The sequence below is a fragment of the Stenotrophomonas sp. 10L48 genome (assembly GCF_056395105.1).
In genome coordinates this window covers 73,810-96,498 of the sequence record NZ_JBFTIX010000003.1, presented here as the reverse complement: position 1 = coordinate 96,498, position 22,689 = coordinate 73,810, and the positions used below count along the sequence as shown (strand labels likewise).

The 22,689-nt window shown below is 68.4% G+C and carries 24 protein-coding genes; 6 read left to right on the top strand and 18 right to left on the bottom strand.

Annotated elements, in window-relative coordinates; all coding sequences use genetic code 11:
* Positions 1-41 precede the first annotated feature (41 nt).
* The 17 genes from AC1DCU_RS06000 to AC1DCU_RS05920 all read right to left on the bottom strand — a co-directional run bounded on the left by AC1DCU_RS06000 (position 42) and on the right by AC1DCU_RS05920 (position 15,106).
* Positions 42-2,387: an MMPL family transporter gene (locus tag AC1DCU_RS06000; RefSeq protein ID WP_442251995.1), complete on the bottom strand. Its 2,346-nt coding sequence runs from the start codon at positions 2,385-2,387 to the stop codon at positions 42-44.
* A complete protein-coding gene (locus tag AC1DCU_RS05995; RefSeq protein ID WP_099785846.1) occupies positions 2,380-3,009 on the bottom strand; it encodes an outer membrane lipoprotein carrier protein LolA in 630 nt (209 codons plus the stop codon). The genes AC1DCU_RS06000 and AC1DCU_RS05995 overlap by 8 nt, the downstream gene beginning before the upstream one ends.
* Positions 3,006-3,437, bottom strand: coding sequence for an acyl-CoA thioesterase (locus tag AC1DCU_RS05990; protein WP_025878003.1), 432 nt, complete (start codon positions 3,435-3,437; stop codon positions 3,006-3,008). Before AC1DCU_RS05990 ends, AC1DCU_RS05995 begins: the two co-directional genes overlap by 4 nt.
* Positions 3,424-4,974: an HAL/PAL/TAL family ammonia-lyase gene (locus AC1DCU_RS05985; protein WP_478014139.1), complete on the bottom strand. Its 1,551-nt coding sequence runs from the start codon at positions 4,972-4,974 to the stop codon at positions 3,424-3,426. Before AC1DCU_RS05985 ends, AC1DCU_RS05990 begins: the two co-directional genes overlap by 14 nt.
* Positions 4,964-5,905 carry an LpxL/LpxP family acyltransferase gene (locus AC1DCU_RS05980; RefSeq protein WP_442251996.1) on the bottom strand — a complete coding sequence of 314 codons (942 nt, stop codon included), beginning with the start codon at positions 5,903-5,905 and terminating at the stop codon, positions 4,964-4,966. The genes AC1DCU_RS05985 and AC1DCU_RS05980 overlap by 11 nt, the downstream gene beginning before the upstream one ends.
* 1 nt (position 5,906) lies before the next feature.
* The gene (locus AC1DCU_RS05975) at positions 5,907-6,677 is read right to left on the bottom strand and encodes a glycosyltransferase family 2 protein (protein ID WP_313445077.1); all 771 of its coding nucleotides are present in this window, start codon (positions 6,675-6,677) and stop codon (positions 5,907-5,909) included.
* Entirely contained in the window at positions 6,667-8,355 is a 1,689-nt protein-coding gene (locus AC1DCU_RS05970; RefSeq protein ID WP_313445079.1) for an ApeI family dehydratase, read from the bottom strand. Before AC1DCU_RS05970 ends, AC1DCU_RS05975 begins: the two co-directional genes overlap by 11 nt.
* Positions 8,348-8,899 carry a COG4648 family protein gene (locus AC1DCU_RS05965; RefSeq protein WP_025878012.1) on the bottom strand — a complete coding sequence of 184 codons (552 nt, stop codon included), beginning with the start codon at positions 8,897-8,899 and terminating at the stop codon, positions 8,348-8,350. Before AC1DCU_RS05965 ends, AC1DCU_RS05970 begins: the two co-directional genes overlap by 8 nt.
* A 22-nt stretch (positions 8,900-8,921) precedes the next feature.
* Positions 8,922-9,179, bottom strand: a complete 258-nt coding sequence (locus AC1DCU_RS05960) for an acyl carrier protein (RefSeq protein WP_025878014.1) — start codon at positions 9,177-9,179, stop codon at positions 8,922-8,924.
* 16 nt (positions 9,180-9,195) lie between these two features.
* On the bottom strand, positions 9,196-9,453 hold the full coding sequence (locus AC1DCU_RS05955; protein WP_005411610.1) for a phosphopantetheine-binding protein: 258 nt from the start codon (positions 9,451-9,453) through the stop codon (positions 9,196-9,198).
* The gene (locus AC1DCU_RS05950; protein ID WP_025878020.1) at positions 9,440-10,237 is read right to left on the bottom strand and encodes a lysophospholipid acyltransferase family protein; all 798 of its coding nucleotides are present in this window, start codon (positions 10,235-10,237) and stop codon (positions 9,440-9,442) included. Before AC1DCU_RS05950 ends, AC1DCU_RS05955 begins: the two co-directional genes overlap by 14 nt.
* On the bottom strand, positions 10,230-10,976 hold the full coding sequence (locus AC1DCU_RS05945; protein WP_442251998.1) for a beta-ketoacyl synthase chain length factor: 747 nt from the start codon (positions 10,974-10,976) through the stop codon (positions 10,230-10,232). The genes AC1DCU_RS05950 and AC1DCU_RS05945 overlap by 8 nt, the downstream gene beginning before the upstream one ends.
* Positions 10,977-11,205: 229 nt before the next feature.
* Positions 11,206-12,219 carry a cytochrome d ubiquinol oxidase subunit II gene (cydB, locus tag AC1DCU_RS05940; protein ID WP_025878022.1) on the bottom strand — a complete coding sequence of 338 codons (1,014 nt, stop codon included), beginning with the start codon at positions 12,217-12,219 and terminating at the stop codon, positions 11,206-11,208.
* A 1-nt stretch (position 12,220) separates the two neighbouring features.
* Positions 12,221-13,618, bottom strand: coding sequence for a cytochrome ubiquinol oxidase subunit I (locus AC1DCU_RS05935; protein ID WP_080149570.1), 1,398 nt, complete (start codon positions 13,616-13,618; stop codon positions 12,221-12,223).
* 264 nt (positions 13,619-13,882) lie between these two features.
* The gene (locus tag AC1DCU_RS05930; RefSeq protein WP_032976798.1) at positions 13,883-14,098 is read right to left on the bottom strand and encodes a membrane protein; all 216 of its coding nucleotides are present in this window, start codon (positions 14,096-14,098) and stop codon (positions 13,883-13,885) included.
* Positions 14,095-14,739 (bottom strand): RNA polymerase sigma factor, encoded by a 645-nt coding sequence (locus tag AC1DCU_RS05925; protein ID WP_025878028.1) that lies wholly within the window; start codon positions 14,737-14,739, stop codon positions 14,095-14,097. The genes AC1DCU_RS05930 and AC1DCU_RS05925 overlap by 4 nt, the downstream gene beginning before the upstream one ends.
* 37 nt (positions 14,740-14,776) lie before the next feature.
* The gene (locus AC1DCU_RS05920) at positions 14,777-15,106 is read right to left on the bottom strand and encodes a hypothetical protein (protein ID WP_025878030.1); all 330 of its coding nucleotides are present in this window, start codon (positions 15,104-15,106) and stop codon (positions 14,777-14,779) included.
* Positions 15,107-15,272: 166 nt separating this feature from the next.
* Here AC1DCU_RS05920 and AC1DCU_RS05915 point away from each other — a divergent pair, with 166 nt between their 5' ends.
* From AC1DCU_RS05915 to hemF, 6 genes are read left to right on the top strand one after another with little or no spacing between them, the layout of a single operon-like run.
* The gene (locus tag AC1DCU_RS05915) at positions 15,273-17,645 is read left to right on the top strand and encodes a S9 family peptidase (protein ID WP_282279575.1); all 2,373 of its coding nucleotides are present in this window, start codon (positions 15,273-15,275) and stop codon (positions 17,643-17,645) included.
* Entirely contained in the window at positions 17,642-18,061 is a 420-nt protein-coding gene (locus tag AC1DCU_RS05910) for an NUDIX hydrolase (RefSeq protein ID WP_282279576.1), read from the top strand. The genes AC1DCU_RS05915 and AC1DCU_RS05910 overlap by 4 nt, the downstream gene beginning before the upstream one ends.
* A 30-nt stretch (positions 18,062-18,091) precedes the next feature.
* Positions 18,092-18,655, top strand: a complete 564-nt coding sequence (locus tag AC1DCU_RS05905; RefSeq protein ID WP_282279577.1) for a hypothetical protein — start codon at positions 18,092-18,094, stop codon at positions 18,653-18,655.
* Positions 18,656-18,692: 37 nt separating this feature from the next.
* Positions 18,693-19,892, top strand: a complete 1,200-nt coding sequence (locus AC1DCU_RS05900) for a hypothetical protein (protein WP_312962613.1) — start codon at positions 18,693-18,695, stop codon at positions 19,890-19,892.
* A gap of 41 nt (positions 19,893-19,933) precedes the next feature.
* Positions 19,934-21,115 (top strand): hypothetical protein, encoded by a 1,182-nt coding sequence (locus AC1DCU_RS05895; protein ID WP_051585059.1) that lies wholly within the window; start codon positions 19,934-19,936, stop codon positions 21,113-21,115.
* A 10-nt stretch (positions 21,116-21,125) separates the two neighbouring features.
* Positions 21,126-22,022, top strand: a complete 897-nt coding sequence (gene hemF / locus AC1DCU_RS05890; protein WP_032976793.1) for an oxygen-dependent coproporphyrinogen oxidase — start codon at positions 21,126-21,128, stop codon at positions 22,020-22,022.
* A 96-nt stretch (positions 22,023-22,118) separates the two neighbouring features.
* Here hemF and AC1DCU_RS05885 read toward each other — a convergent pair whose 3' ends face one another.
* Entirely contained in the window at positions 22,119-22,601 is a 483-nt protein-coding gene (locus tag AC1DCU_RS05885) for a DUF421 domain-containing protein (protein ID WP_025878041.1), read from the bottom strand.
* Positions 22,602-22,689: the final 88 nt, after the last annotated feature.

The following is a 22,689-nucleotide window of genomic DNA, read 5'->3' as shown; positions in this document are numbered from 1 at the left end:
TCAGGTGGAAAAGCGGAGGAATCGGAATGAAGCGTGCCCGGTCAGGCCGGCGGAGCGTCATGCGGTGTCGGCCGGAACAGCGGCGAGATCAGCCACACCAGGCCGATGCCGAACAGCAGGGTGAGCCCGAACGCACGCAGCGCCGGCGTCTGCGAAAGACCCAGCAGTCCGAACGACAGCCAGGTGCTGGCCGCACCCACGCATACCGCCAGCCAGGCGCTGGCATCGCCGCGGTGCTCGATCAGGAAGATGCCGTAGTCGATGCCCATGCCCAGCAGCAGCATCAGCGCCAGCACGTTGAACAGCTGCAGCGGCTGGCCGAACAGGCCGAGCAATCCGAGGGTGAGCGCGCCGGCCACCAGGGTCGGTGCGAATACGCGCCAGGCCTGGCGCCGGTAGCGCAGCCACAGGGCGCCGAACACCAGCACGATGCCGACCAGCAGCAGGCCGCCCATCAGCTTGCGGTAGTGGCCCAGCAGCTGCGAGAAATCGGCCGTACGGTCGACCCAGCGCACGCCGTCCAGGCCTTCGGCAGCACCGCGCAGGGTGGCCAGTGCATCGGCACGCGACAGGTCATCGACCATCACCACGCTGATCATCTGCCCGCCCACGTTGCCGACCCACAGGTGGCGGAACGGCTGCGACGCCGGCGAGGCGAGGAAGGCCTCGGCGCTCAGCGGCGCCGCTGCGAATGCGGGGCGCTGCAGGGGCTCGCCCACCGCTTCGCCCACCGCGGCCAGCACGCCGGGTTCCACCCTGGCGGTCAACGCCGCATCGGCCTGCTGCCGTGCGGGCGATGGCAACCAGTCACTGATTGCGCGGTAACCGCCGATGCGCTTGTCGTGGGTCAGTTCACGCAGGCGCGTGGTCAGCGCTTCTTCGCGCTGCAGCAGTTGTGCGGCATCGCTGCCCTGCACCAGGTAGAACTGCGCCGGGCTGGGCATGCCCAGCAACTGGCTGAGGCGGATCTGCTGGGCCATCAGTGCCGGCGGCGAGGACTGCAGGCTGCGCAGGTCGTCGTTGCTCTGCAGGCGGGCGATGCCGATGACCGACACCAGTGCGGCCACGCCGAGGAAGATCGCCACCGGGCGACGCCCGTGCAGGCGCGGGAAACGCTCCAGCGTGTTGCCCAGCCACTGCGCGAAGCGGGTGGTACGGATCTCGCCACCGTCCAGCCACGGGAACCAGAAGATCACCGTGAGGAAGGCAGCGGCCAGCCCCACCACCGAGAACAGCGCCATCTGCCGCAGGCCGGGGAACGGCGCCAGGCCCAGCGCCAGGTACGCCAGCGCACTGGTCAGCAGCGCCAGCCACAGTCCCGGCAGCAGATGCCGCAGCAGCTTCCAGCGACGGTCAGCCGGTTCGGCCTGGCGCGAAGCGAACCAGTGGATGCCGTAGTCCTCGGCCACGCCAACCAGCGAGGCACCGAACACCAGGGTCAGCACATGCACCTTGTCGAACACCAGCACGGTCACCGCCAGCGCCACGCCACAACCGATCAGCAGTGAGGCGGCAACCAGCAGGATCGGCCGCAGCGAGCGGAACGCCAGCCACACCAGCAGCAGCACCGCCGCCAGCGAGCCCCAGCCGATGGTGTTGATCTCCTGGTTGGCCTGCACGGCAGCCGCTTCGGCATGCAACGGCACGCCGGCATGCAGGATCTCCAGATCCGGCGCAGCGGCCTTGGCCGCCTGTCCGGCGCGTTCGAGCAGGCCATCGAGATGACGCTCGCCATCGAGCCTGAAGGCCGAGCCCGGCGTATCGAACTGCAGCGCCGCCCAGTGCTTGCCTTCGGCCTCGAGCAGGCCGTCATCGCCCAGGCGCAGGCCGGAGCCCTGGGCCTGCTGCTGCCACCACTGCGGCCACAGCGACAGCGGATCCTGCCGCCACTCGGTCAACCGCGGCGCGCCCATCGGGCCGTACAGCGCGCCGAGTGCCTGTTCGGCCAACGCACCGGGTTCGGCCTGCTGCAACTGCTCGCGCTGGGCCGGGGTCAGCAAGCGATCGCGGTACGGTGCGTAGAACGCACGCGCCTCATCGAACCAGCCTTCGATCGAACCACTGGGCACCAGCAGCGCGCTGTCGGCATCACTGGCCATCGCCGCGGCGAACGCGGCCTGCGCGCGCTTGGCAGCGGCACCGTCGGTACTGCCGAGCAGCACCACCACCTGCCGCGAGCTGCCATCGGCGATGCGCCGGGTGACGTCGCTAAGCAGGCGGTCGTGCGCGTCCTGCGGCAGCAGGGCGAGGATGTCGGTGTCGATCCGCGACTCCTGGCTCCACAGTCGCCACTGCTGCGCACCCAGCACCAGCAGCAGCAGCAGCCAGGCGATGCCCAGCCAGTGCCACCAGCGGCGCAGGCGATCCGGTGCGGCGCTGTCACTCAAAGCGGCGCGCCTCGTCGGCGTTCAACGTGGCCGGCGCTTCGCTCAGCGCAGTGAACTGGATGCGGGTGCGATCCTGGTTGGCTTCGATGATCTCGACCTGGCGCACGTAACGGTCGCCCTGCAACGTCAGCGACTGGAAGGCCTTGGCCAGCATCGCCGACTTCGGCGTCAGCTTCAGGCGCCAGCCCTGCCCTTCACGGGTGGCCTCGACGTTGAACTGGCTGGACAGTGCCTGCACGTCACCGCTCATCAACGCGAACATGATCGCGTTGACCGAGCGCATCGCCGGCTGCTGGCGCGCGTCCAGTTCGACGCGGGTGCTGCCATCGCGCTGGCGGCTGAGGATTCGGTCGGCAGTGACCACCACCTCCGACGGGAACGGCTTGAGCGTGGACCAGATCACGCCGTGCTTGCGCGCGACCACGAACTGGCCCTGCGAACGCAGCGGGTTCTTGAAACCGCTGACCTGCTTTTCCTGGGTGAACTGCCCGCGCAGCACGTCCGGTCGGGCGACGGCCTGGGTGATGGCATCGACGGCGGCATCGGCCGCCTGCACCAGCGGTGCGGCCACCAGCAGCAGCGCGCACAGCAGCACGCGCGGAAGACGAAGGGATCGGTTCACGGGGCAGGCACTCCAAGACGCTGCCACAGCACCGGCGGGCACTGATACAGCATTTCCTTGCTGGCCGCGTCGACCGCGACCTGGATGGTCATTGCGCGGGTCAGCACCTGGCCGCTTTCCGCATCGAGGATCTCGTATTCGATCTTCAGCCGGTTCTCCCACTCGACGATGCGCGAGCGCACGCGCAGCGCCTGGCCGAACAGCAGCGGCCGCACGTACTTCACCCGCGCGTCGACCACCGGCCACAGGTAGCCCGATTCGAGCATCTGCGGATAGTCGTAGTCGTAGCGCTTCAGCAACGCGCAGCGCGCGATCTCGAAGTACTTGAAGTAGTTGCCATGCCAGACCACGTTCATCGGATCGCAGTCATGGAAAGCGGGGGCCAGCTCGACCTCACCGACCAGTTCGTTGCCTTCATTCACCGACATACAGCTCCCAGCGTTGCGCGCGGATCTCCACCAGCAGTTCCCGCAGTTCGCGATCCAGCGCGCGGTCTTCTTCGACCAGGGCGATGCGCTGCCCCAGGTCGGCGTACATGTCGGCCAGACTGCCATGCAGCTGCGCGTTCATGCCAACCCGTTCGCGCAGCGCCAGGCCCTGGCGGGCAGCGATCAGCATGGCCGCCACCACCTGCTCAGTCAGCTCGATCACGCGCAGGCAGTCGCGCGCGGCGATGGTGCCCATGCTGACCTTGTCCTGGTTGTGGCATTCGGTGGACCGCGAGAACACCGAGGCCGGCATGGTCTGCTTCAGGGCCTCGGCCGTCCACGCCGAAACGCTGATCTGCAGCGCCTTCAGGCCATGGTTGATCGCCGCGCGCGGGCCGGTGGCCGCCGACAGGTTGGCCGGCAGGCCGTGGTTGTAGCGGGCGTCGACCACCAGCGCCAGCTGCCGGTCGAGCAGGTCGGCGATGTTGGCAACCGTATTCTTCAGCGTGTCCATCGCCAGCGCGATGTGCCCGCCGTAGAAGTGGCCACCGTGCAGGATGCGCTCGCCGTCGGCGTCGATCAGCGGGTTGTCGTTGGCGCTGTTCAGTTCGGTTTCGATCAGCTGTCGCAGGAACGGCAGGGTGTCTTCCAGCACGCCGATCACGTGCGGCGCGCAGCGCAGCGAGTAGCGGTCCTGCAGGCGCTGCTCGTTGCGCGGCGGGCGCTCGCTGTGCAGGTCGCTGCGCAGGCGTGCGGCAATGCGCGACTGCCCCGGGTGCGGCTTGGCGGCGAACAGGGTTTCATCGAAATGGTGCGCGTTGCCATCGCTGGACAGCACGTTGAACGCGGTCAGGCGCGTGGCCATGCGTGCCAGGTAATCGGCGCGCTGCCAGGCCAGGCAGGCCAGGCCGGTCATCACCGCCGTGCCGTTCATGATCGCCAGGCCTTCCTTCGGCCGCAGCTTCAGCGGCGTCATGCCGATCTTCGCCAGCACGTCGGCAGCCGGCTGTACGCGGCCGTCGTGCAGCACCTCGCGTTCGCCGCACAGCACGGCCGCCACGTACGACAGCGGGGTCAGGTCGCCACTGGCGCCCACCGAGCCTTCGGCCGGAATCAACGGCAGCACGTCGTGCTGCAGCAGCGTGGCCAGGCCTTCCAGCAACGGCACGCTGACGCCGGACATGCCGCGCACCAGCGAGGCCAGGCGCGYGGCCAGCACGGCGCGGGTCTCGGCCGGGTCCAGGTAACGGCCCAGGCCGCAGCCATGGTAGGTGTACAGGTGGTGCGGCAGCTCGGCGACCAGTGCCGGCGGAATGTTCACCGTGCACGAATCACCGTAGCCGGTGGTCACGCCATAGATGACGCCATCCTCGCGCAGCAGGCGGTCGAGGAAGTCGGCACCACGCTGGATATGTGCGCGGAACGCAGGCACATCGCTCAGCGCGGCCTCGCACTTGCGCTGGGCCAGGGCGACCACGTCTTCGATGGTCAGCGGTGCATCGCCGAAACGGCACACGGGTACGGCGTCAATCGTCATGAGGAGCCTGATCCCAGAAGGGGAAGAAATTGAACCAGTCCAGCGGGGACTGGATGACCTGGAGTTCCAGCCAGCGCGCGAAGCGCTGCGCCTGTTCGGCCAGTGCGGCATCGCGTGAACCGCGCGGCAGCACCACGCGGTCGGCGAACTGTTCGAATGCCACTCGATAGCCGTCGCCCTGGTGCAGGCACGACATCGTGTAGACCGGGCAGCCGAGCGCGGCCGCCAGCACGTAGGCGCCGATCGGGAACGGCGCGCGGTGGCCGAGGAAATCAGCCGTCACGCTGCGCCCGCCCTGCACCGGCACGCGGTCGCCAACGATGGCGACGAAGCCACCCGAGGCGACCTTGTCGGCCAGCATCATCGCCGTGGCCGGGCCCATCTCGGTAACCTGCACCAGCTCCACCGCGGCCAGCGGGTCCAGCCGTTGCAGCAGCCGGTTGAAGCGCTGCGCGTGCGCGGTATGCACCAGCACGGTGATGCGGAAGCCCGGCACCTGCTCGGCCAGCACCTGGCACAGTTCCAGGCAGCCGATGTGTGCGGTCAGGATCAGGCCGCCTTCGCGGCGCGCAATCCTGCCCAGCACCAGGTCACGCTGCAGGCGGATGCGCTCGGGCGGATAGCGGCCGCCGAGGCCGAGAATCTTGTCCAGCATCGTGTCGGCGAAGCTGAAGAAGTGGCGCAGGCTGTCGCGCCGGGTGGGCGCATGGCCCAGCGCACCGGCATGGGCCTGCAGCCGCTGCAGGTACTGCATCGAGGCCTGGCGACCAACGCGGTTGCCCAGCCAGTGGCAGGCCACGACCGGCCACACGCAGAGGTGGAACGGCCAGCGCCCGAACCAGCGGTGCACCCAGCACAGGAACAGCACGCCGGCCACCGACGTGGACTCGCCGATGTCGGCCCAGTGCGGGGCGTCGTGCGCGTGGCTCATCTCAGCCCTGCCCCTGCAGGCGGCGCCACAGCAGGCGCGGCGCGCGCCAGAGCATGCCGAAGAACAGCCGGGTATGCATGCGGCTGATGCGCACGTTGTCGCGCCACACATCGAAATGCGAAACGCCGTCGGCGGGATAGGTCACCCGCGTAGCCAGGTGGTCGACCGGTACCTGTCGCCAGTACAGGCGCACCATCACTTCGGTGTCGAAATCCATGCGCCGGCCGATGGTTTCCTCGCCGACCAGGCGCAGCACCGGCGGCAGCGGATACACCCGGAATCCACACATGGTGTCGCGCAGGTGCAGCGACAGCGTGTTGATCCACACCCAGATGTGGGTGGCGTAGCGACCATACAGGCGCGCCTTCGGCACACTGGCATCGTAGGCGGGAATACCGCAGATCACGGCGTCCGGCCGCGCGCGGGCGGCGTCGATGAAGCGCGGCAGGTCGCCGGTGTCGTGCTGGCCGTCGGCATCGATCTGCAGCACATGGGTATACCCGCGACGCTGCGCTTCGGCGAAACCAGCCAGCATCGCACCGCCCTTGCCCTGGTTCACGTCCAGCCGCAGCAGGTCGACACCCGCTCGCTGTGCCAGTTCCCGCAGCACCAGCGCGCAGGACGGCTGCGAGCCATCGTCGACCAGCAGGCAGGGCAGGCCCGCAGCCTGCACGCCATCGACGACCGCGCCGATGGCGCGTTCGTGGTCGTACACGGGAATGACCACCAGCGGCGCGAACGCGCCGCCAGCGGTGGCCGGCTCAATGCGCATCGGCGAACACCACCCTGCCGCTGGCGTGCACGCCATGCACCGAGGTGTAGCGGAACGTCAGCACGCCGCGCCCGGTGTCCCAGTCCAGGTGCAGGGTCAGCTCGTCGCCGGGGCGGGCCACGCGCTGGAACTTCACTGCATCCATGCGCTGGAAACCAACCGGCAACACGAAGGCCTGGCGGCCGAAGCGAACTGCCCAGTCCAGCTGGGCGACGCCGGGCAGGATCGCCGCCTGCGGGAAGTGGCCCTGGAACGCGCGCAGCGCGGGGTCCAGCGTCATCCGCAGGGTGGCCGCCGCCTCGTCGCGACAGTCCCAGACCGGCACCGGCATCATCGGCTGGAACAACGCCACCAGTGCGGCCTGGGTGACCTTGCCCTGGGCATTGATCGGCAGCGATGCGACCAGGCGCCAGCGCCGCGGCCGGGTGACCGCATCGTGGCCCTGCGCCAACCGCGCACCGAGCCGCTGTCCCAGCGCACGCCGTGCGCCGTCACCGGCACGTGCCAACGCCGGATCGGCCGGCACCACCACGGCCGCAAGCTGCTCGCGCTGGCCCTGCAGCACCAGCACGCGCACGTCCTCGACTTCTGGATCCTCGCGCAGTGCGCGCTCCAGTGCATCCAGCGAAACGCGGCGTTCTTCGATCTTGACGATGCGGTCGGCACGGCCCAGCAGGCGGAAACGGCCATCGGCCAATGCTTCCACGCGATCCTGGGTGCGCCACCAGTCCAACGTCTCCAGGTGCGGCGAGGCCACCGCCAGGCAGTCCTCCTCGATCCGCCACTGCACGCCCGGCAACGGCTGCCACGGCGGTGCATCGGTGTCCCAGCGGCGCCAGGCGATGCCACCGGTTTCACTGCTGCCGTAAACCTCGGTGGGCGCCACGCCCAACCACTGGCGGACCTGGCGCGCGGCGTCCTCGGGCAGCGGGCCGCCGGAGGAGAACACCGCACGCAGGCGGCCGTGCAGGCTGGCCCAGTCGAGCTGCTCGGGCAGGCGCTTGAGATGGGCCGGAGTCGCCACCAGCACCGTGTCGGTACCGGCCAGCGCGCCCACCAGGTCTTCGTGGAAGAAGCGCCGGGGCTGGATCGCACGGCCGGCAGCCAGCGGCCACAGCACGCGGAACAGCAGGCCGTAGATATGCTGGTGGGACACGGTGCCATGCACCTGGGCCCCGTCGAGCTGGGCGCCGAAGGCGGCCTGCAGCGCATCGACTTCGCGCGCCAGCTGGTCCAGCCGCTTGCTGATCGCGCTGGGTTGGCCGGTGCTGCCGGAGGTGAACACGCACAGTTCGCAGGCGCGCTCGTCCAACGGCAGCAGCACCACGTCGGCGGCGGCGCTGTTGGTGGCCTGCAACGGCTGGTAATCCGCCGACAGGTCACCTGCGAAGCCACTCACCTGCAGCTGCAGCGCCTGCAATGTCGCGGGCAGGTTGTCGGCGGCCAGGAACACCCGCTTGCCGGCATGCCAGGCACCGAACAACGCCGCAGCGAAGGCCACGGTGTCATCGAAGTAGAGCGCCCAGTCACGACCTTCGGCAGCGCTGAAAGCGTCATGCCAGGCCAGTACGCGCAGGCGGAAGGCGACATGGTCGAGGGCAGTGCCATCGCAGATACCGATGTCACGACCGGGCTGCGCCGCGATCAGCAGCCGGTCCAGGGCAATCCAGTCAGCCATGCGCGTGCGCTGCCTTGACCCGACGCCGTACCAGCCATTCGCCCCCGAACAACAATCCCATCATCACGTACGCCAACAATCCGTTGTAGAGCATCCAGACCCGGTCCGACGCATACAGCGCGGTGAGCAGGGCGAGACCACCATTGAGAACGAAAAAGCCGCACCACACCTGGGTGACGCGGCGGGTATAGACCACCGCGAACGGTGGCAGGTCCGGCTCCTGCAGGCGCGCCAGGCGCTCCACCAGCGGCGGACCGAAGCGCAGGCTGGTGGCGAACACCGTCAACATCACCACGTTCACCAGCGCCGGGTACAGCTTCAGCGGCAGGGCCTGGTTGAGCACGGTGGCCAGCCCGGCCAGCAGGCCCGCGCCGGCGGCGGCGGCCCACCACAAGGGCTGGCGGGTGCTCAGCGCGCGCAGCAGGGCCAGCGCGAACAGCAGCAGCGACAGCCAGCGTGGCTCGAAGCGGCCCATCGCCAGGTAGACCAGCACCGGATAGGCAAGCGAAATCGCTGCCACCACGACCATGCGTGCCCGTGCCATGGTCGCGGCGTCCGTGCTGCTGTCAGGCAGCGGCCTGACCGGGCAGCAGGCCATGCACGACATCAACGATGTCCTGCACGGTGCGCACGGCCTTGAACGCTTCAGGCTGCAGGTTGCGGCCGAGCAGCGGCTTGAGCTGCACGATCAGGTCCACGGCATCGATGCTGTCGATGTCCAGGTCGTCGTACAGGCGCGATTCCGGGCTGATCCGCGCCGGCTCGATCTCGAAGCTGTCGGTCAGGATGCGGACGATGCGCTCGAACAGTTCATTCTTGGTCATGGCAGTTCCTGGCGCCTTACGACTGGCGGGCGGCGACGAACTCGCCGAGCGCGCGCACGCTGGAGAAATGGCGACGGGTTTCTTCCGAGTCGGCCGAGAGGCTGACACCGTACTTCTTCTGCAGCGCCAGGCCCAGTTCCAGTGCATCGATCGAGTCCAGGCCGAGGCCTTCCACGAACAGAGGCGCGGTCGGATCGATGTCCTCCGGGGTGATGTCCTCCAGTGAAAGCGAGGAAATGATCAATTCCTTGATCTCGTGCTCAAGTGCTTGCACGGGTCGGATCTCCAGACAGGTCGAAATAACGAGTGAGGTGGTCGGTGACGCGACGGGCCGCCAGGGCATCCCCCCTTGGCGAGTCATCTTCGGCCAGGAACGGCGCGATCGGGATATCTTCGCCGATCTGCAGCTGAACGTGAAAACGACGTGAGGGTACACGATACCACTTCTGGCCCTTGGTCAACGTCGGCGGGGTGCAGGTGATGCGCACCGGGGTGATGTCCAGGCGCCCGCGCACGGCGATGTTGGCCGCGCCACGCTGCAGCCGCAACGGCTGCCCCGGCACGCTGCGGGTGCCTTCCGGGAAGATCACCAGGGTGCCGCCGGCGTGCACGGCCGCCGCGCAGTCATCGACCAGCCCAGCGCCGTCGTCATTGGAGATGTAACCGGCGGCACGCACCGGGCCGCGCATGAACGGGTTGCAGGCCACCGCCCGCTTCACAACGCAGTCGGCGTTGGGCAGCAGGGCGATCAGGCAGACCACGTCGATCAGGGTCGGGTGGTTGGCCAGCACCAGCAGGCCGTCGCGCTGCAGGCGTTCGCGCCCGTCGACCTGCAGGGTCATCACCCCCAGCCGGCACATCAGCCACACATGGCTGGCGAAGGCGCGCTGGACCAGCCGGCGGGCCCGGCGGCGACGCGCCACCGGGTCGCGCATCAGCAGCAGCACCGGCATCACCAGCACGCCCAGCAACAGACCGCCGACGCCAAACGCGGCGAAGCTGAGGCCGGTGCCGAACACCCGCCAGGCATGATCAAGGCGGCGCAGCGCCTCAGCCACGGCGGCGCCAGGACCAGCGTTGGCCTTGGGTCACGTGCTGCAGCTGCGGATCCCCGGCCAGCAGGAAGCGGTGCAGGTCCAGCGCATGCGGCAGCACGCCCGGCGCGGTCGGCCCGGCGTCGCCGGCGACCTGCCAGGACAGCGAAAGATCGCTGCCGCCGGCATTACCGGCGGGTGCCAGGCGCCAGCACCAGGCGAAGAACGGGTCGGGTTCGTCGGCGAATTCGGCGTAAACGTCGGGCAACGGCGACTCATAGACCACGATCCGCACTTCACTGGCACCATCACCAAGCAGGCCGACGGCCTCCAGGCACGCCGCTTCCACCGTCGACTGGCCAGCGGACAACGCCAGGTAGTTGCCCCGGTGACCGCGGGCGATCGAGTACAGCGCGGCGATCGCGTTGTGCACCGACAGGCCGAAGCCGGTGGGCGACAGCGGCTGATCGGCCACCAGCGAGCCCAGCAGGTCCATCGATCGGGCGACATCGCCATGGCGGCTGGCGAACACCAGCGGTACCTGGCTGTCAGCGCCCTGCCCGTCCTCGCACCAGCACGCGGCCTGGATCGCCATGCGGCCCAGGCGCTCGATCCGGCGGCGCTGCATGGCCGGAATCTCGGCCAGCGCCGGCGTGTCCTCGCCCTGCGGCAGGAACGGTGCTCCGGCCCAGCCCATCCATTGGCTACGCTCGGTCAGGCCAGGCGCCCAGGCGGCCCAGTCGACAACGGAAAATTCGATCATTACCGGTGATGTTTCGATGGGCGAACGAGAGTCTCGAGCCATTACGGCGACACGCGGCTGCCCCCCATTCCTGCAGCCATGCATCCGTCCAGGACGTCGCCGGCTGCCCCCCTGGCTGCCGGAAAGGAGCGCACGCTAGCACGTCCGACACAGGGATGACATGTTTCACAAAGCACAACGGGGAGCGGTCAGCGACCGCCCCCCGCATGGACCGATCCAGCGAACCGGTTCAGTGATAGCCGGCGTCGGCGCGTACCTTGCCGCGGAACACCCGGTAGGACCATGCCGTATAGCCCAGGATCACCGGCAGCAGCACCACCAGCCCCACCAGGGTGAAGCCCAGCGACGAGGCCGGCGCGGCGGCCTGCCACAGCGTCATCGACGGCGGCAGCAGGTACGGCCACATGCCCAGCACCAGGCCAGCGAAGCCGAGCACGAACAAGGCCAGGCTGAGCAGGAACGGCGGCAGGTCGCGACGCGGATGGGTGGCGCTGCGCCACAGCGCGATGGCCACCGCCAAGGTCAGCAGCGGCACCGGCGACAGCCACCAGAAGTTGCCGTCGCTGAACCAGCGGTCCATCAGCCGCGACTGCAGGAACGGCAGCCAGCTGCTGACCAGGCCCATTGCCGCGATCACCGCCACCACCAGCGGGCGGGTCATCTGTCGGGCCAGCGCCTGCACGCGGCCTTCGGTCTTCAGGATCAGCCAGGTGCTGCCCAGCAGTGCGTAGCCGGCTACCAGCGCGGCACCGGTCAGCATCGCAAACGGGCTGAACCAGCCGAACGCGCCGCCCTGGTACACGCCATCGACCAGCGGCAGGCCCTGCACCAGCGTGCCGAGGATCACGCCCTGGGCAAAGGTGGCCAGCAGCGAACCGAGGCCGAACGCCACGCTCCACAGCCGCCGTGAACGGTGCGCCTTGAAACGGAACTCGAAGGCCACGCCACGGAACACCAGCGCCACCACCAGCAGCAGCACCGGCAGGTACAGCGCCGACAGCAGTACGGCATAGGCCTTCGGGAAGGCGGCCATCAGGCCAGCGCCGCCGAGCACCAGCCAGGTCTCGTTGCCGTCCCAGATCGGCGCGGCGGTGTTCATCATCAGGTCCAGCTGTTCCTCGTCCTCGGCGAACGGGGCGAGGATGCCGATGCCGAGCACGAAGCCGTCCAGCACCACGTACATCAGCACGCCAAAGCCGATCACCGCGAACCATGCCACCGGCAGCCAGGTCATCAGGTCCATGTCAGCGCTCCTCCAGCGGTTCGTCGGCGGCCGACAGCGGCCGCGCCGGGGTGTGGCTGCCATGGTCCAGCGACGGGCCTTCGTCGTACGGCTGCGGGCCGTGGCGCAGGATCTTCACCAGGTACCAGATGCCCCAGCCGAACACGAAGGCATAGCCGATCACATAGACACCCAGCGACAGCGCGGTCATCCATGCACTCTGCGGGCCAACGGCATCGGCGGTACGCAGCACGCCATAGACCACCCACGGCTGCCGCCCCATCTCGGTGACGAACCAGCCCGACAGCAGCGCGATGAAGCCGCTGGGCAGCATCCAGTTCCAGCCACGCAGCAGCCACGGCGAGGCCAGCAGCTTCTTCCGCCACAGCTGGAAGGCCGAGACCCAGGCCAGCACCAGCATCAGCGTGCCCAGCCCGACCATGATGCGGAAGGCGAAGAACACCGGCGTCACCGGCGGCCGTTCGCTGGCCGGCACCGACGTCAGCGGATCGAACGTACCGTCCAGGGTGTGGGTGAGGATCACGCTGCCGAGCTTGGGAATGGCCACCTCGAAATCGTTGCGCTCCTCCTTCTCGTTGGGCAGCGCGAACACCACCAGCGGCACGCCCTCGCCCTCCTTGGTCTCATGCCAGTGCGCTTCCATCGCCGCGATCTTCATCGGCTGGTGCTTGAGCGTGTTCAGGCCATGCATGTCGCCGACGAAGATCTGCACCGGCACGGTCAGCGCCGCGAACGCCACCGCCGCGATCAACATCCGCCGCCCCGCTTCCACGTGCGTTCCCCTGCGCAGATACCACGCGCCCACACCACCGATCACGAAACAGGTGGTGATGAACGAACCCAGCGCCATGTGCGCCAGCCGGTACGGGAAGGACGGATTGAACACCACCTGCCACCAGTCGACGGGATGCACGATGCCGTTGACCATCTCGTAGCCGGCCGGCGTATGCAGCCAGCTGTTGGACGAGAGGATCCAGAAGGTAGAGAACAGCGTGCCCAGCGCCACCATGCAGGTGGACAGGAAATGCAGGCGCGGCGACACCCGGCCCCAGCCGAACATCATCACGCCGAGGAAGCTGGCTTCGAGGAAGAACGCGGTCAGCACTTCGTAGGTCAGCAGCGGTCCGATGACCGTACCGGCCACTTCGCTCAGCCGCGGCCAGTTGGTGCCGAACTGGAAGGCCATGACGATGCCGCTGACCACGCCCATGCCGAAGGACACTGCGAAGATCTTCTGCCAGAAGAAATACAGCTCGCGCCAGACGGGCAATTTCGTGCGCAGCCAGCGCCATTCGATGAAGGCCAGCCAGCTGGCCGTACCGATGGTGAAGGCCGGGAACAGTACGTGGAAACTGATGACGAATCCGAACTGGATCCGCGACAACAACAACGCGTCCAAGGGACGCCTCCTGCCAGGTGCCGGTGGGATACCAGACCACTTTAGGGGGATATCGTTAAGCCGGGATGCGACCGGGTGACGCGCTGCTTCACTTTGTCGCAGGGTGCGTGGACGCCGCCGGGCATGGCCCGGCGCTACACGTCATTTCATCATTGGTGGCTCCGGGCCATGCCCGGCGAGGTGCTGATTCACGCGGTAGCGCCGGGCCATGCCCGGCGGGGTGCTGATTCACGCGGTAGCGCCGGGCCATGCCCGGCGGGGCGTTCACCGCCAGAAATACCAGACGCCCATCGCCAGCAACGCGCCCAGCAACACGATCTGCACCACCGCATAGCCCACGCTGCTGTCGCGCGACTCGGACGCAATCCGCTTCTGCAGCGCTTCGCTCACATCCGGCACCTCGTCCTGCCTTACCTGTTCATGCAAGGCCTGCGAGAGCGCACGCTCGTCGGGTTCGCGGGAATCGGTTGGTCGGCTCACAACAGTTCTCCGGCGGTGGCGTGCTTCACCAGCTCCTGTTTCAGGACCTGGCGCGCACGGTGCAGGTGGCTCTTGATGGTACCCCGGGCCAGCCCGGTCACCTGCTCGATCTCGGCCAGATCGAAATCCTCCAGGTAGTGCAGGCCGACGATCAGGCGCTGCGGCGCACTCAACCGCTCCAGCGCCGCGCCCAGTTGGCGGCCGGCCTGCAGCGCCTCGCTGAGTTCGGCCGGGCCCGGCCCTTCATCGCCGATACCCAGCTCTTCAGGTACCTCCACCGCCACCATCCACTGCGCTTCCAGCCGCCGCCGCCGCAGGTGCTGCAGTGCGGTGGTGTAGGCCACGCGCGAAATCCAGGTCCGCAACGAAGATTCAAAACGGAACCGGTGCAGCTGGCGGAACACGGCCAGGAAGGTTTCCTGCAGCAGGTCGGCCACCTGGTCGCGGTCGCCGACCATGCGCCCGATCACATGCGCGCAGGTGCGCTGATGTGTTTCCACCAACTGCGCGAAGGCCGCTTGCGAGCCGTCGATGATCGCACCCACCAGGGCGCGGTCGTCCGACCACGCAGAGGGCTCCTCCACGGGGACATTGCGCCGCCGCCCCCGCAGTGCAGCCAGCGCTTCCCCCAGCAGGCTCATGCGTGGGACTCCCCCTGTGCCCGCAGCATGCGCCGGCTCAGCCCTTGCGCGTGGCGGGGCGGGTGAAGTGCCAAGCCAGCAGCTGGCCCAGCCCTGCGCTGCCGACCAGCGCGGCAGCTGCGCCGAACGTCAGGTCGCGGGCACCGATGGCCTCCAGCAGCGCCATGGCCAGCGCCAGGCAGACCAGGCTGATGCCCCAGCGCAGGGCGCCCTGGCGGCGGCGTTCCTCCTCCAGCACCGCCAGCGAGCGGATGACTTCCTCCGGCACGTGCGGTGCCACCAGCTTGCTGCGCGCACGCGCATCGGCGATGGCATGGATCGCATAGGCGATGCAGATGAAGAGGGTGATCGGGATGAGTTCCTGCATGTCGTGCTCCTGTCCGGTAGATGATGCGGGTTCAGGAGATTGGATGCGCGACCAAGGCAAGCGGTTGCACCGCTTTGCCGATTCCGCTGCCATGACCTGTGGCCCCTGCCCGGGGCCGGGACGGCTGCTACGCTTGCCCGGTTTCCTCTTCTGGTGCTGTCCGCCCATGTCCCGAGTGCTGCCCCTGTCCCTCCTGCTGTCTGCCGTGCTGGCCGCTCCGGCCGCGCAGGCTGCGCCGACACCGATCACCATCGAACAGGCCATGGCCGACCCGGACTGGATCGGTCCGCCGGTGGAGAAGGCCTGGTGGTCGTGGAACAGCCAGCAGGTGGAGTACCAGCTGAAGCGCAACGGCAGCCCGGTGCGCGACACCTTCCGCCAGCCGATCGCCGGTGGCGTGGCCGCGCAGGTGGCCGATGACCAGCGCGGCAGCCTGGACGTGGCCGATCCGGTGTACGACCGCAGCCGCACGCGCAGCGCGTTCGTGCGCAACGGCGACGTGTTCGTGCGCGACCTGCGCAGCGGCGCACTGACCCAGCTGACCCGCAGCAACGAGCGCGCCAGCGGCGTGAACTTCGCCGCCGACAATGGCGTGATCTGGCGCGTCGGCCAGAACTGGTTCCACTGGACCGCCGCCAGCGGCGTGCAGCAGGTGGCCAGCCTGAAAGCCGAAAAGGATCCCAGCACGCCGCCGAAGGCCGACGTGCTGCGCGACCAGCAGCTGCGCACGCTGGAAACCCTGCGCCGCGACCGCGAACAGCGCGAGGCGCTGAAGGACCAGGACCAGCGCTGGCGCCAGGCCGACCCGACCCGCGCACCGGGTCCGGTGTTCCTGGGTGCCGACGTGGAGATCGTCGACAGCGTGCTGTCGCCGGACCTGGGCCACCTGATCGTGACCACCAAGCCGAAGGACTTCGATGACGGCCGCGGCGGCAAGATGCCGCTGTACGTGACCGAGTCGGGCTATGAGGAAACCGAGGACACCCGCCAGCGCGTCGGCCGCAACGGCTTCGAGCCGCACACCCTGTGGTTCGTGGATGTACGCAGCGGCAAGGCCGAGAAGCTGTCGCTGTCCAGCCTGCCGGGCATCGGCACCGATCCGCTGGCCGAGCTGCGCCGCAAGGCCGGCAAGGACGCACTGAAGGGCGACCGCACCGTGCAGGTGATGAGCGACTTCATGGGCGGTGGCATCCGCTGGAGCGCTGACGGCCAGCAGGCCGCGGTGATGCTGCGCGCCAACGACAACAAGGACCGCTGGATCGTCAGCGTTGCTGCCGCCGACGGCCGCGTGCAGAACCGCCACCGGCTGACCGACAACGCCTGGATCAACTGGGGCTTCAACGATTTCGGCTGGATGGCCGATGGCCGCACGCTGTGGCTGCTGTCCGAGGAATCCGGCTTCTCGCACCTGTACACCCAGGCCGGTGGCGGCAAGCCGCAGGCGCTGACCAGCGGCAAGTGGGAAACCTCGGCGCCGGTGCTGTCGGCCGACGGCAAGGGCTTCTACTTCCTGTGCAACCAGCAGGCCCCGCATGACTACGAAGTCTGCGCGGTCGATACCGCTGCCCGCCAGGTGCGCGAGCTGACCAGCCTCAATGGCGTGGAAGATTTCTCGCTGTCGCCGGACGGCCAGCAGCTGCTGGTGCGCTATTCCGGCGCCTACCTGCCGGCGCAGCTGGCGGTGGTGCCGAGTACCGGCGCTGGCCAGGCGCGCGTGCTGACCGATACCCGTACCGCCGAGTACAAGGCGCGCCAGTGGATCCAGCCGAAGCTGGTGGCGGTGCCGTCCAAGCATGGCGCCGGCGTGGTCTGGGCCAAGTACTACGAGCCGGAAAACAAGGAACCCGGCAAGAAGTACCCGGTCGTGATGTTCGTGCACGGTGCCGGCTACCTGCAGAACGTGCACCAGCGCTACCCGGCCTACTTCCGCGAGCAGATGTTCCACAACCTGCTGGTGCAGAAGGGCTACATCGTGCTGGACATGGACTACCGCGGCAGCGAAGGCTATGGCCGCGACTGGCGCACGGCGATCTACCGCAACATGGGCCACCCGGAGCTGGAAGACTACAAGGACGGCCTGGACTGGCTGGTCGACACCCAGCAGGGTGACCGTGACCACGCCGGCATCTACGGCGGCTCCTACGGCGGCTTCATGACCTTCATGGCCCTGTTCCGCTCGCCGGGCACGTTCAAGGCCGGCGCCGCGCTGCGTCCGGTGGTCGACTGGCACCAGTACAACCACGGCTACACCAGCAACATCCTCAACACCCCGGACATCGATCCGGAGGCGTACCGCGTGTCCTCGCCGATCGAGTACGCACAGAACCTGCAGGACAACCTGCTGATCGCCCACGGCATGATGGACGACAACGTGTTCTTCCAGGATTCGGTGAACCTGACCCAGCGCCTGATCGAGCTGCACAAGGACAACTGGTCGATCGCGCCGTACCCGCTGGAGCGCCATGGCTACGTGCGTGCCGATTCCTGGCTGGACCAGTACAAGCGCATCCTCAAGCTGTTCGAGCAGAACCTGAAGTGAGTGTTGCCGCGGCCACGATCCACATCGTGGCCGCGGTCATCCTCGATGACCGTGGCCGGGCACTGGTGGTGCGCAAGCACGGTGCCAACCGCTTCATCCAGCCAGGCGGCAAGCCCGACCCGGGCGAAGCACCCCTGCAGGCACTGGCACGCGAACTGGACGAGGAACTGGGCGTACGGCTGCACACCGCTTCGGCCATCGCACTCGGGAGTTTCGAGGACTGGGCAGTGAACGAGCCAGGCCATCGCGTGCAGGCGCAGGCCTGGCGGGTGTGGATCGAAGGTGAGCCGTGCGCGCGTGCGGAGATCGCCGAACTGGCCTGGGTGCCGCTGCAGCCGCCGCATGGCCAGCCCTTGGCACCCTTGAGTGAACACCATATCCTGCCGGCGGTCGCTGCCCTGGCGACGGCCCGCTGACCCGGCGGGCATCGCTCACCCGGACAACGGATGTCAGCTTCGATTCCCTCGATTCCAGCACCTGCCCCACCGCCACCCAGCAACTGGGTCGGCGCAGTGGCGCAGGGCTCGTTCTGGCTGAGCCTGCTGGTCACCCTCTATTTCCTCGCGCAGGCGCTGATGGCCGCGGTACTGGCCCGTACCGGGTTCTGGACCACGCTGGTGACACTGGCATGGGAACAGCAGCTCGACGGCAGCCTGTGGTGGATGCTGAAACACCCGGCGGCCACCTCGCTGCTGGTTGCCCTGCTCTGCCTGTTCTCGACCCTGGCCAGCTGGGGCCTGTGGCGCGAGCGACGCTGGGGTCTGTGGGCCTATATGTGGATGCTGGGCCTGAGCGCGCTGGCCAACTTCGTGATCGCCTGGTGGATGGATCGCCTGCTGCTGGTGTTGATCGCGCTGCTTGCCAGCGACCCCACGGCGCAGCATGAGCTGCAGGTGCAGCGTGTGCTGTTCACCTTGACACTGGTCGGCACCTCGGTGCTGTTTGCGGGGCTGCAGGGCTGGCTGGGTTGGCGCCTGCTGCGACCGGACATCCGCTGCCGCTTCCGCTGACTCCCCTCCCGCGTTCCGCCTTCGACAAGGATGTCGCATGCCTGCCCTGCTCCGAATGTTTCTGGTCGTCACTGCGCTGCTGCTGGCCACCCCGCCGGCGCCGGCCGCAGCCTCCGCTTCCACGCCCGCGCCCGCGCCGCTGCGATGTGGCCGGTACGTCAATGCGCAGAATGATGCCGCGCTGGTGATCGACTCACACAACCGGGGCCGTCGCCTGACGACGGGCTTTGATCTCGAATCGCTGCAGATCGAACGCGATGGCAACGGCCTGGTGCTGGTCAACCTGGATGACGGCGTGACAACAGCGCTCACTGCCAGTGCTGATGGCAGACGCATCAACGACACGCTGCAGGACTACCAGCTGCGTGCACCGGCGGTCTGCCAGCCGGTGGCCGTGAACGCCGCCGGCAGCTGCCTGGCCGATGCGAACCGCTGCATGGCTCGCCTGCACGCGGCGACGCCGCCGCAGCTGCTGACCGCCTGCCAACAGGGCGTGGGCGCGGCCTGCAGCGGCCTGTTGCTGCGCTACGTGGACGATGCGCTCCTCGCCGCCGCGTCTGCCAAGGGCGTAGCGCTGGCTACCGCCGCACCGGCGCCCTGCACCACCGATGCGGAGCGCGAGGAGGTGCTGACCTGCCGTGATGCCCGTCGTGACGCGTTGGCCGCCGCGGTGGCACAGGCCAGCGGCCAAGCGTTCGCCCGTGGCATCGATCCAGCGTGGGTGGAACTGCCGGCGGCGCAGCGCGACCAGTTGCAGCAGCTGTGCCTGCAGCAGCGCGCTGGCCGCTTCTGCACCGAAGTGGCCGAGCAGCAGTTGAATGCGCGCGATCCGCGGGCGGCCGTGCAGGCGTTGCAGGTGGTCTGCGACAGCGGTCGCGACAGCGCATGCGAACGGGTCGAGCCCCTGCAGGCACTCGGTGCCGCGCTGCGCCTGGTCGATGCGACCGAGCCGCCCTGTGGCCTGTACCGGGCCGACGGCGGCACGATCGATGCGGTTGCGTTCGGCGACGATGGCCACGCGACGATCGGTAGCCAGCGCTCGCAGGTGCGACTGCTGGACGGTGCCATCCATCTGCGCAATGACCACGGCAGCGATCATGTGCTGCGCCTGCTGGCCAATGGCGACCTGCTGGGCATGGATGCCTGGACCGGCTACCAGCGTTACCAGCGGCAGCCGGGTGCTGTGCGCTGCAAGGCTGCGCCCACCCGTGATACCGCACCATCTGCCCACCGATGATGACCATCGTTCCACGTACCGTTTCTGCAAGGAGTTCCTGCATGCCCCCCTCCACTGCCCACCGCGGCCACCTGTCACGCGGGTGGATCGCCGCGCTGCTGTTGTCGCTCGGCCCGGCAGCATCCGCGCAACCACTGCTGTGCGGTACCTTCAAGGACGCCGACAGCGGCGCCCGGCTGACGGTGGAAAGCCCAGTTCAGGGCTCCCGCCTCATCCCCGGCGCAGCCCCGGAGCCCTACAACCTGGAGCAGCTGCAGGACGTGCTGATGCTGGCCAACCTGGCCACCGGCGGCATCGAGGCCCTGCAGATCATCGACGAGGGCCACGCGCTGGCCGGCGAAGAGCGTTACTACACGCTGGAAAGCACGGCGGTCTGCCAGGCGTCGCCGGTGTTCGCAGCGGGCAGCTGCCGCGCCGATATCGCCAGCTGCATGGATGACATGGCAGTGGCCGGACCCGAGCGCTGGCGGCAGTGGTGCCGTGAAGGCGTGCCGGCCGGCTGCAATCGCTTGATCGAGGATTATCGCAGCGACGCCCGCAATGCCCTGGTGCTCGACATCGCCCTGGCCAGCAATCGCGAGGAGCCTGCTGAACCTGCGGCATGCCAGCGTGGCAGCACGGACGTCGACGCAGAAGCATGCAGACAGGCCGAAGCGGTGGGCCGGGTGCGTGATGCGGCCTGGGCGTTCTCGGTGGCGCGAAGCATCCCGCGCGACGTGCCGCTACCGGCAGCGCAGCTGGACGAGGTCAGCATGCTGTGCCGCGAGCATCCCAGTGCCAGTTCCTGCCATGCCGCGGCCGTGGCGCTGTGGGCATCGGCGCGCCTGCTGCCGGCCCGCGATGCCCTGCAGCTGGCGTGCAGCATCGGTCGGGACCCGCAGGCCTGCAGCAGCGTCGCCCCCTTGGCCGCACTGAGCAGCGCAGACCTGGTCATCGTGGACGTGGCCACGCTGCCCTGCGGCCGCTATGCGGCGCAGGGCCACTCCCTGGTGTTCGGCGACGACGCCCAGGTCCAGGTCGATGCGTCCGGCAGGCAGCCTGCGGTCATGCGCGAGGGCGCCATCCGGGTGCGGAACGAGGAAGGCGAGGACCACGTGTTCTGGCAGCTGGCCAATGGCGATCTTGTAGGCAACGACCGTTGGGCCCGCTTCGCCCGCTACCAGCGTGACGGTTCGTCGCCGACCTGCGGGGCGCGTGCCAGCGCAGGCACGGCGCTGCGGTAAAGTACGCGCCATGAACGAATTCGAGCGCGTGCGCGCCTACCTCACCGACCTGCAGGACCGCATCTGTGCAGCGATCGAATCCGCAGATGGCCGGGCACGCTTCCAGGAAGATGTGTGGCAGCGCGCCGAAGGTGGCGGTGGCCGCACCCGCGTGCTGCGCGATGGCGCGGTGTTCGAGCAGGCCGGTATCGGCTTTTCCGATGTGGCGGGCAGCCGCCTGCCGCCGTCGGCCTCGGCCAACCGGCCGGAACTGGCCGGTGCCTCGTGGCGCGCCACCGGTGTGTCGCTGGTGTTCCACCCACTCAACCCCTACGTGCCGACCACCCACGCCAACGTGCGCTTCTTCCAGGCCCAGCGCGACGGCGAGGTGGTGGCCAGCTGGTTCGGCGGTGGCTTCGACCTGACCCCGTTCTACCCGTTCGACGAGGACATGCAGCACTGGCATCGGGTGGCGCGCGATCTGTGTGCACCGTTCGGCGACGAACGCTACGCCGCGCACAAGCGCTGGTGCGATGAGTATTTCTTCCTGCGCCACCGCAATGAGACGCGCGGTGTGGGTGGTCTGTTCTTCGATGATCTGCACGGCGATTTCGAACGCGATTTCGCCTACCTGCGCGCGGTCGGCGATGGCTTCCTCGATGCCTACCTGCCGATCGTGCAGCAGCGCAAGGACACGCCCTACGGCGAACGCGAGCGCGAGTTCCAGCTGTACCGCCGCGGCCGCTACGTCGAGTTCAACCTGGTCTACGACCGTGGCACGCTGTTCGGCCTGCAGAGTGGCGGGCGCAGCGAGAGCATCCTGATGAGCCTGCCGCCGCGGGTGCGTTGGGAGTACGGCTTCAGCCCCGACGAAGGCAGCGCCGAGGCGCGCCTGGCCGATTACCTGGTGCCGCGCGACTGGGTGTGATGCGTGGCGCCCACAGCGGTCGAGCAAGCTCGACCACTACCGGGACCGGGCCGAGGCGACAGGCGGTCGGGCCAGCTCGATATCGACCGCACCCGCTCAATCGTCCTTGCGCTTGGGAATGATGGTGATGTGGCCGTTGGTTTCCAGCAGTGCCAGTTCCACTTCTTCCACGCCGATGCAGCTCTGCTGGCGCATGGCGACATCGAAATCGGCGCGGCTGACCAGCTCGCGCCGCAGCACACTGTCGAAGAGCTTGCCGTTGCGCGCGATCACCACCGGTTCGCCCTCGATCAGCCGTTCCATGCGGCGGCTGCGGGCGGTGATCCAGCCTACGCCATAGTTCAGCAGGATCAGCGTGGCGGCCAGCAGCAGGCCGCCGGCCAGCGAGGTATCGGTGCCCAGCAATGCGTTCTGCACCGCATTGCCCAGCAGCACGATCAGCAGCACGTCGAACGGGGTGACCTGTCCCAGCGCGCGCTTGCCGCTGAGCCGGACCATGCCCAGCACGACTGCGTAGACCACCACCGCGCGCAGGATGAATTCCCACCACGGCATCGCCAAGTCGAACAGATCGGGCATCGCGGGTTTCCCTGCTGGGCGGTGGCCCAGCGTGGCGCAGCAGCGCACAAATAAAAAGCCCCGCTGACCAGGGGGAGGTCAACGGGGC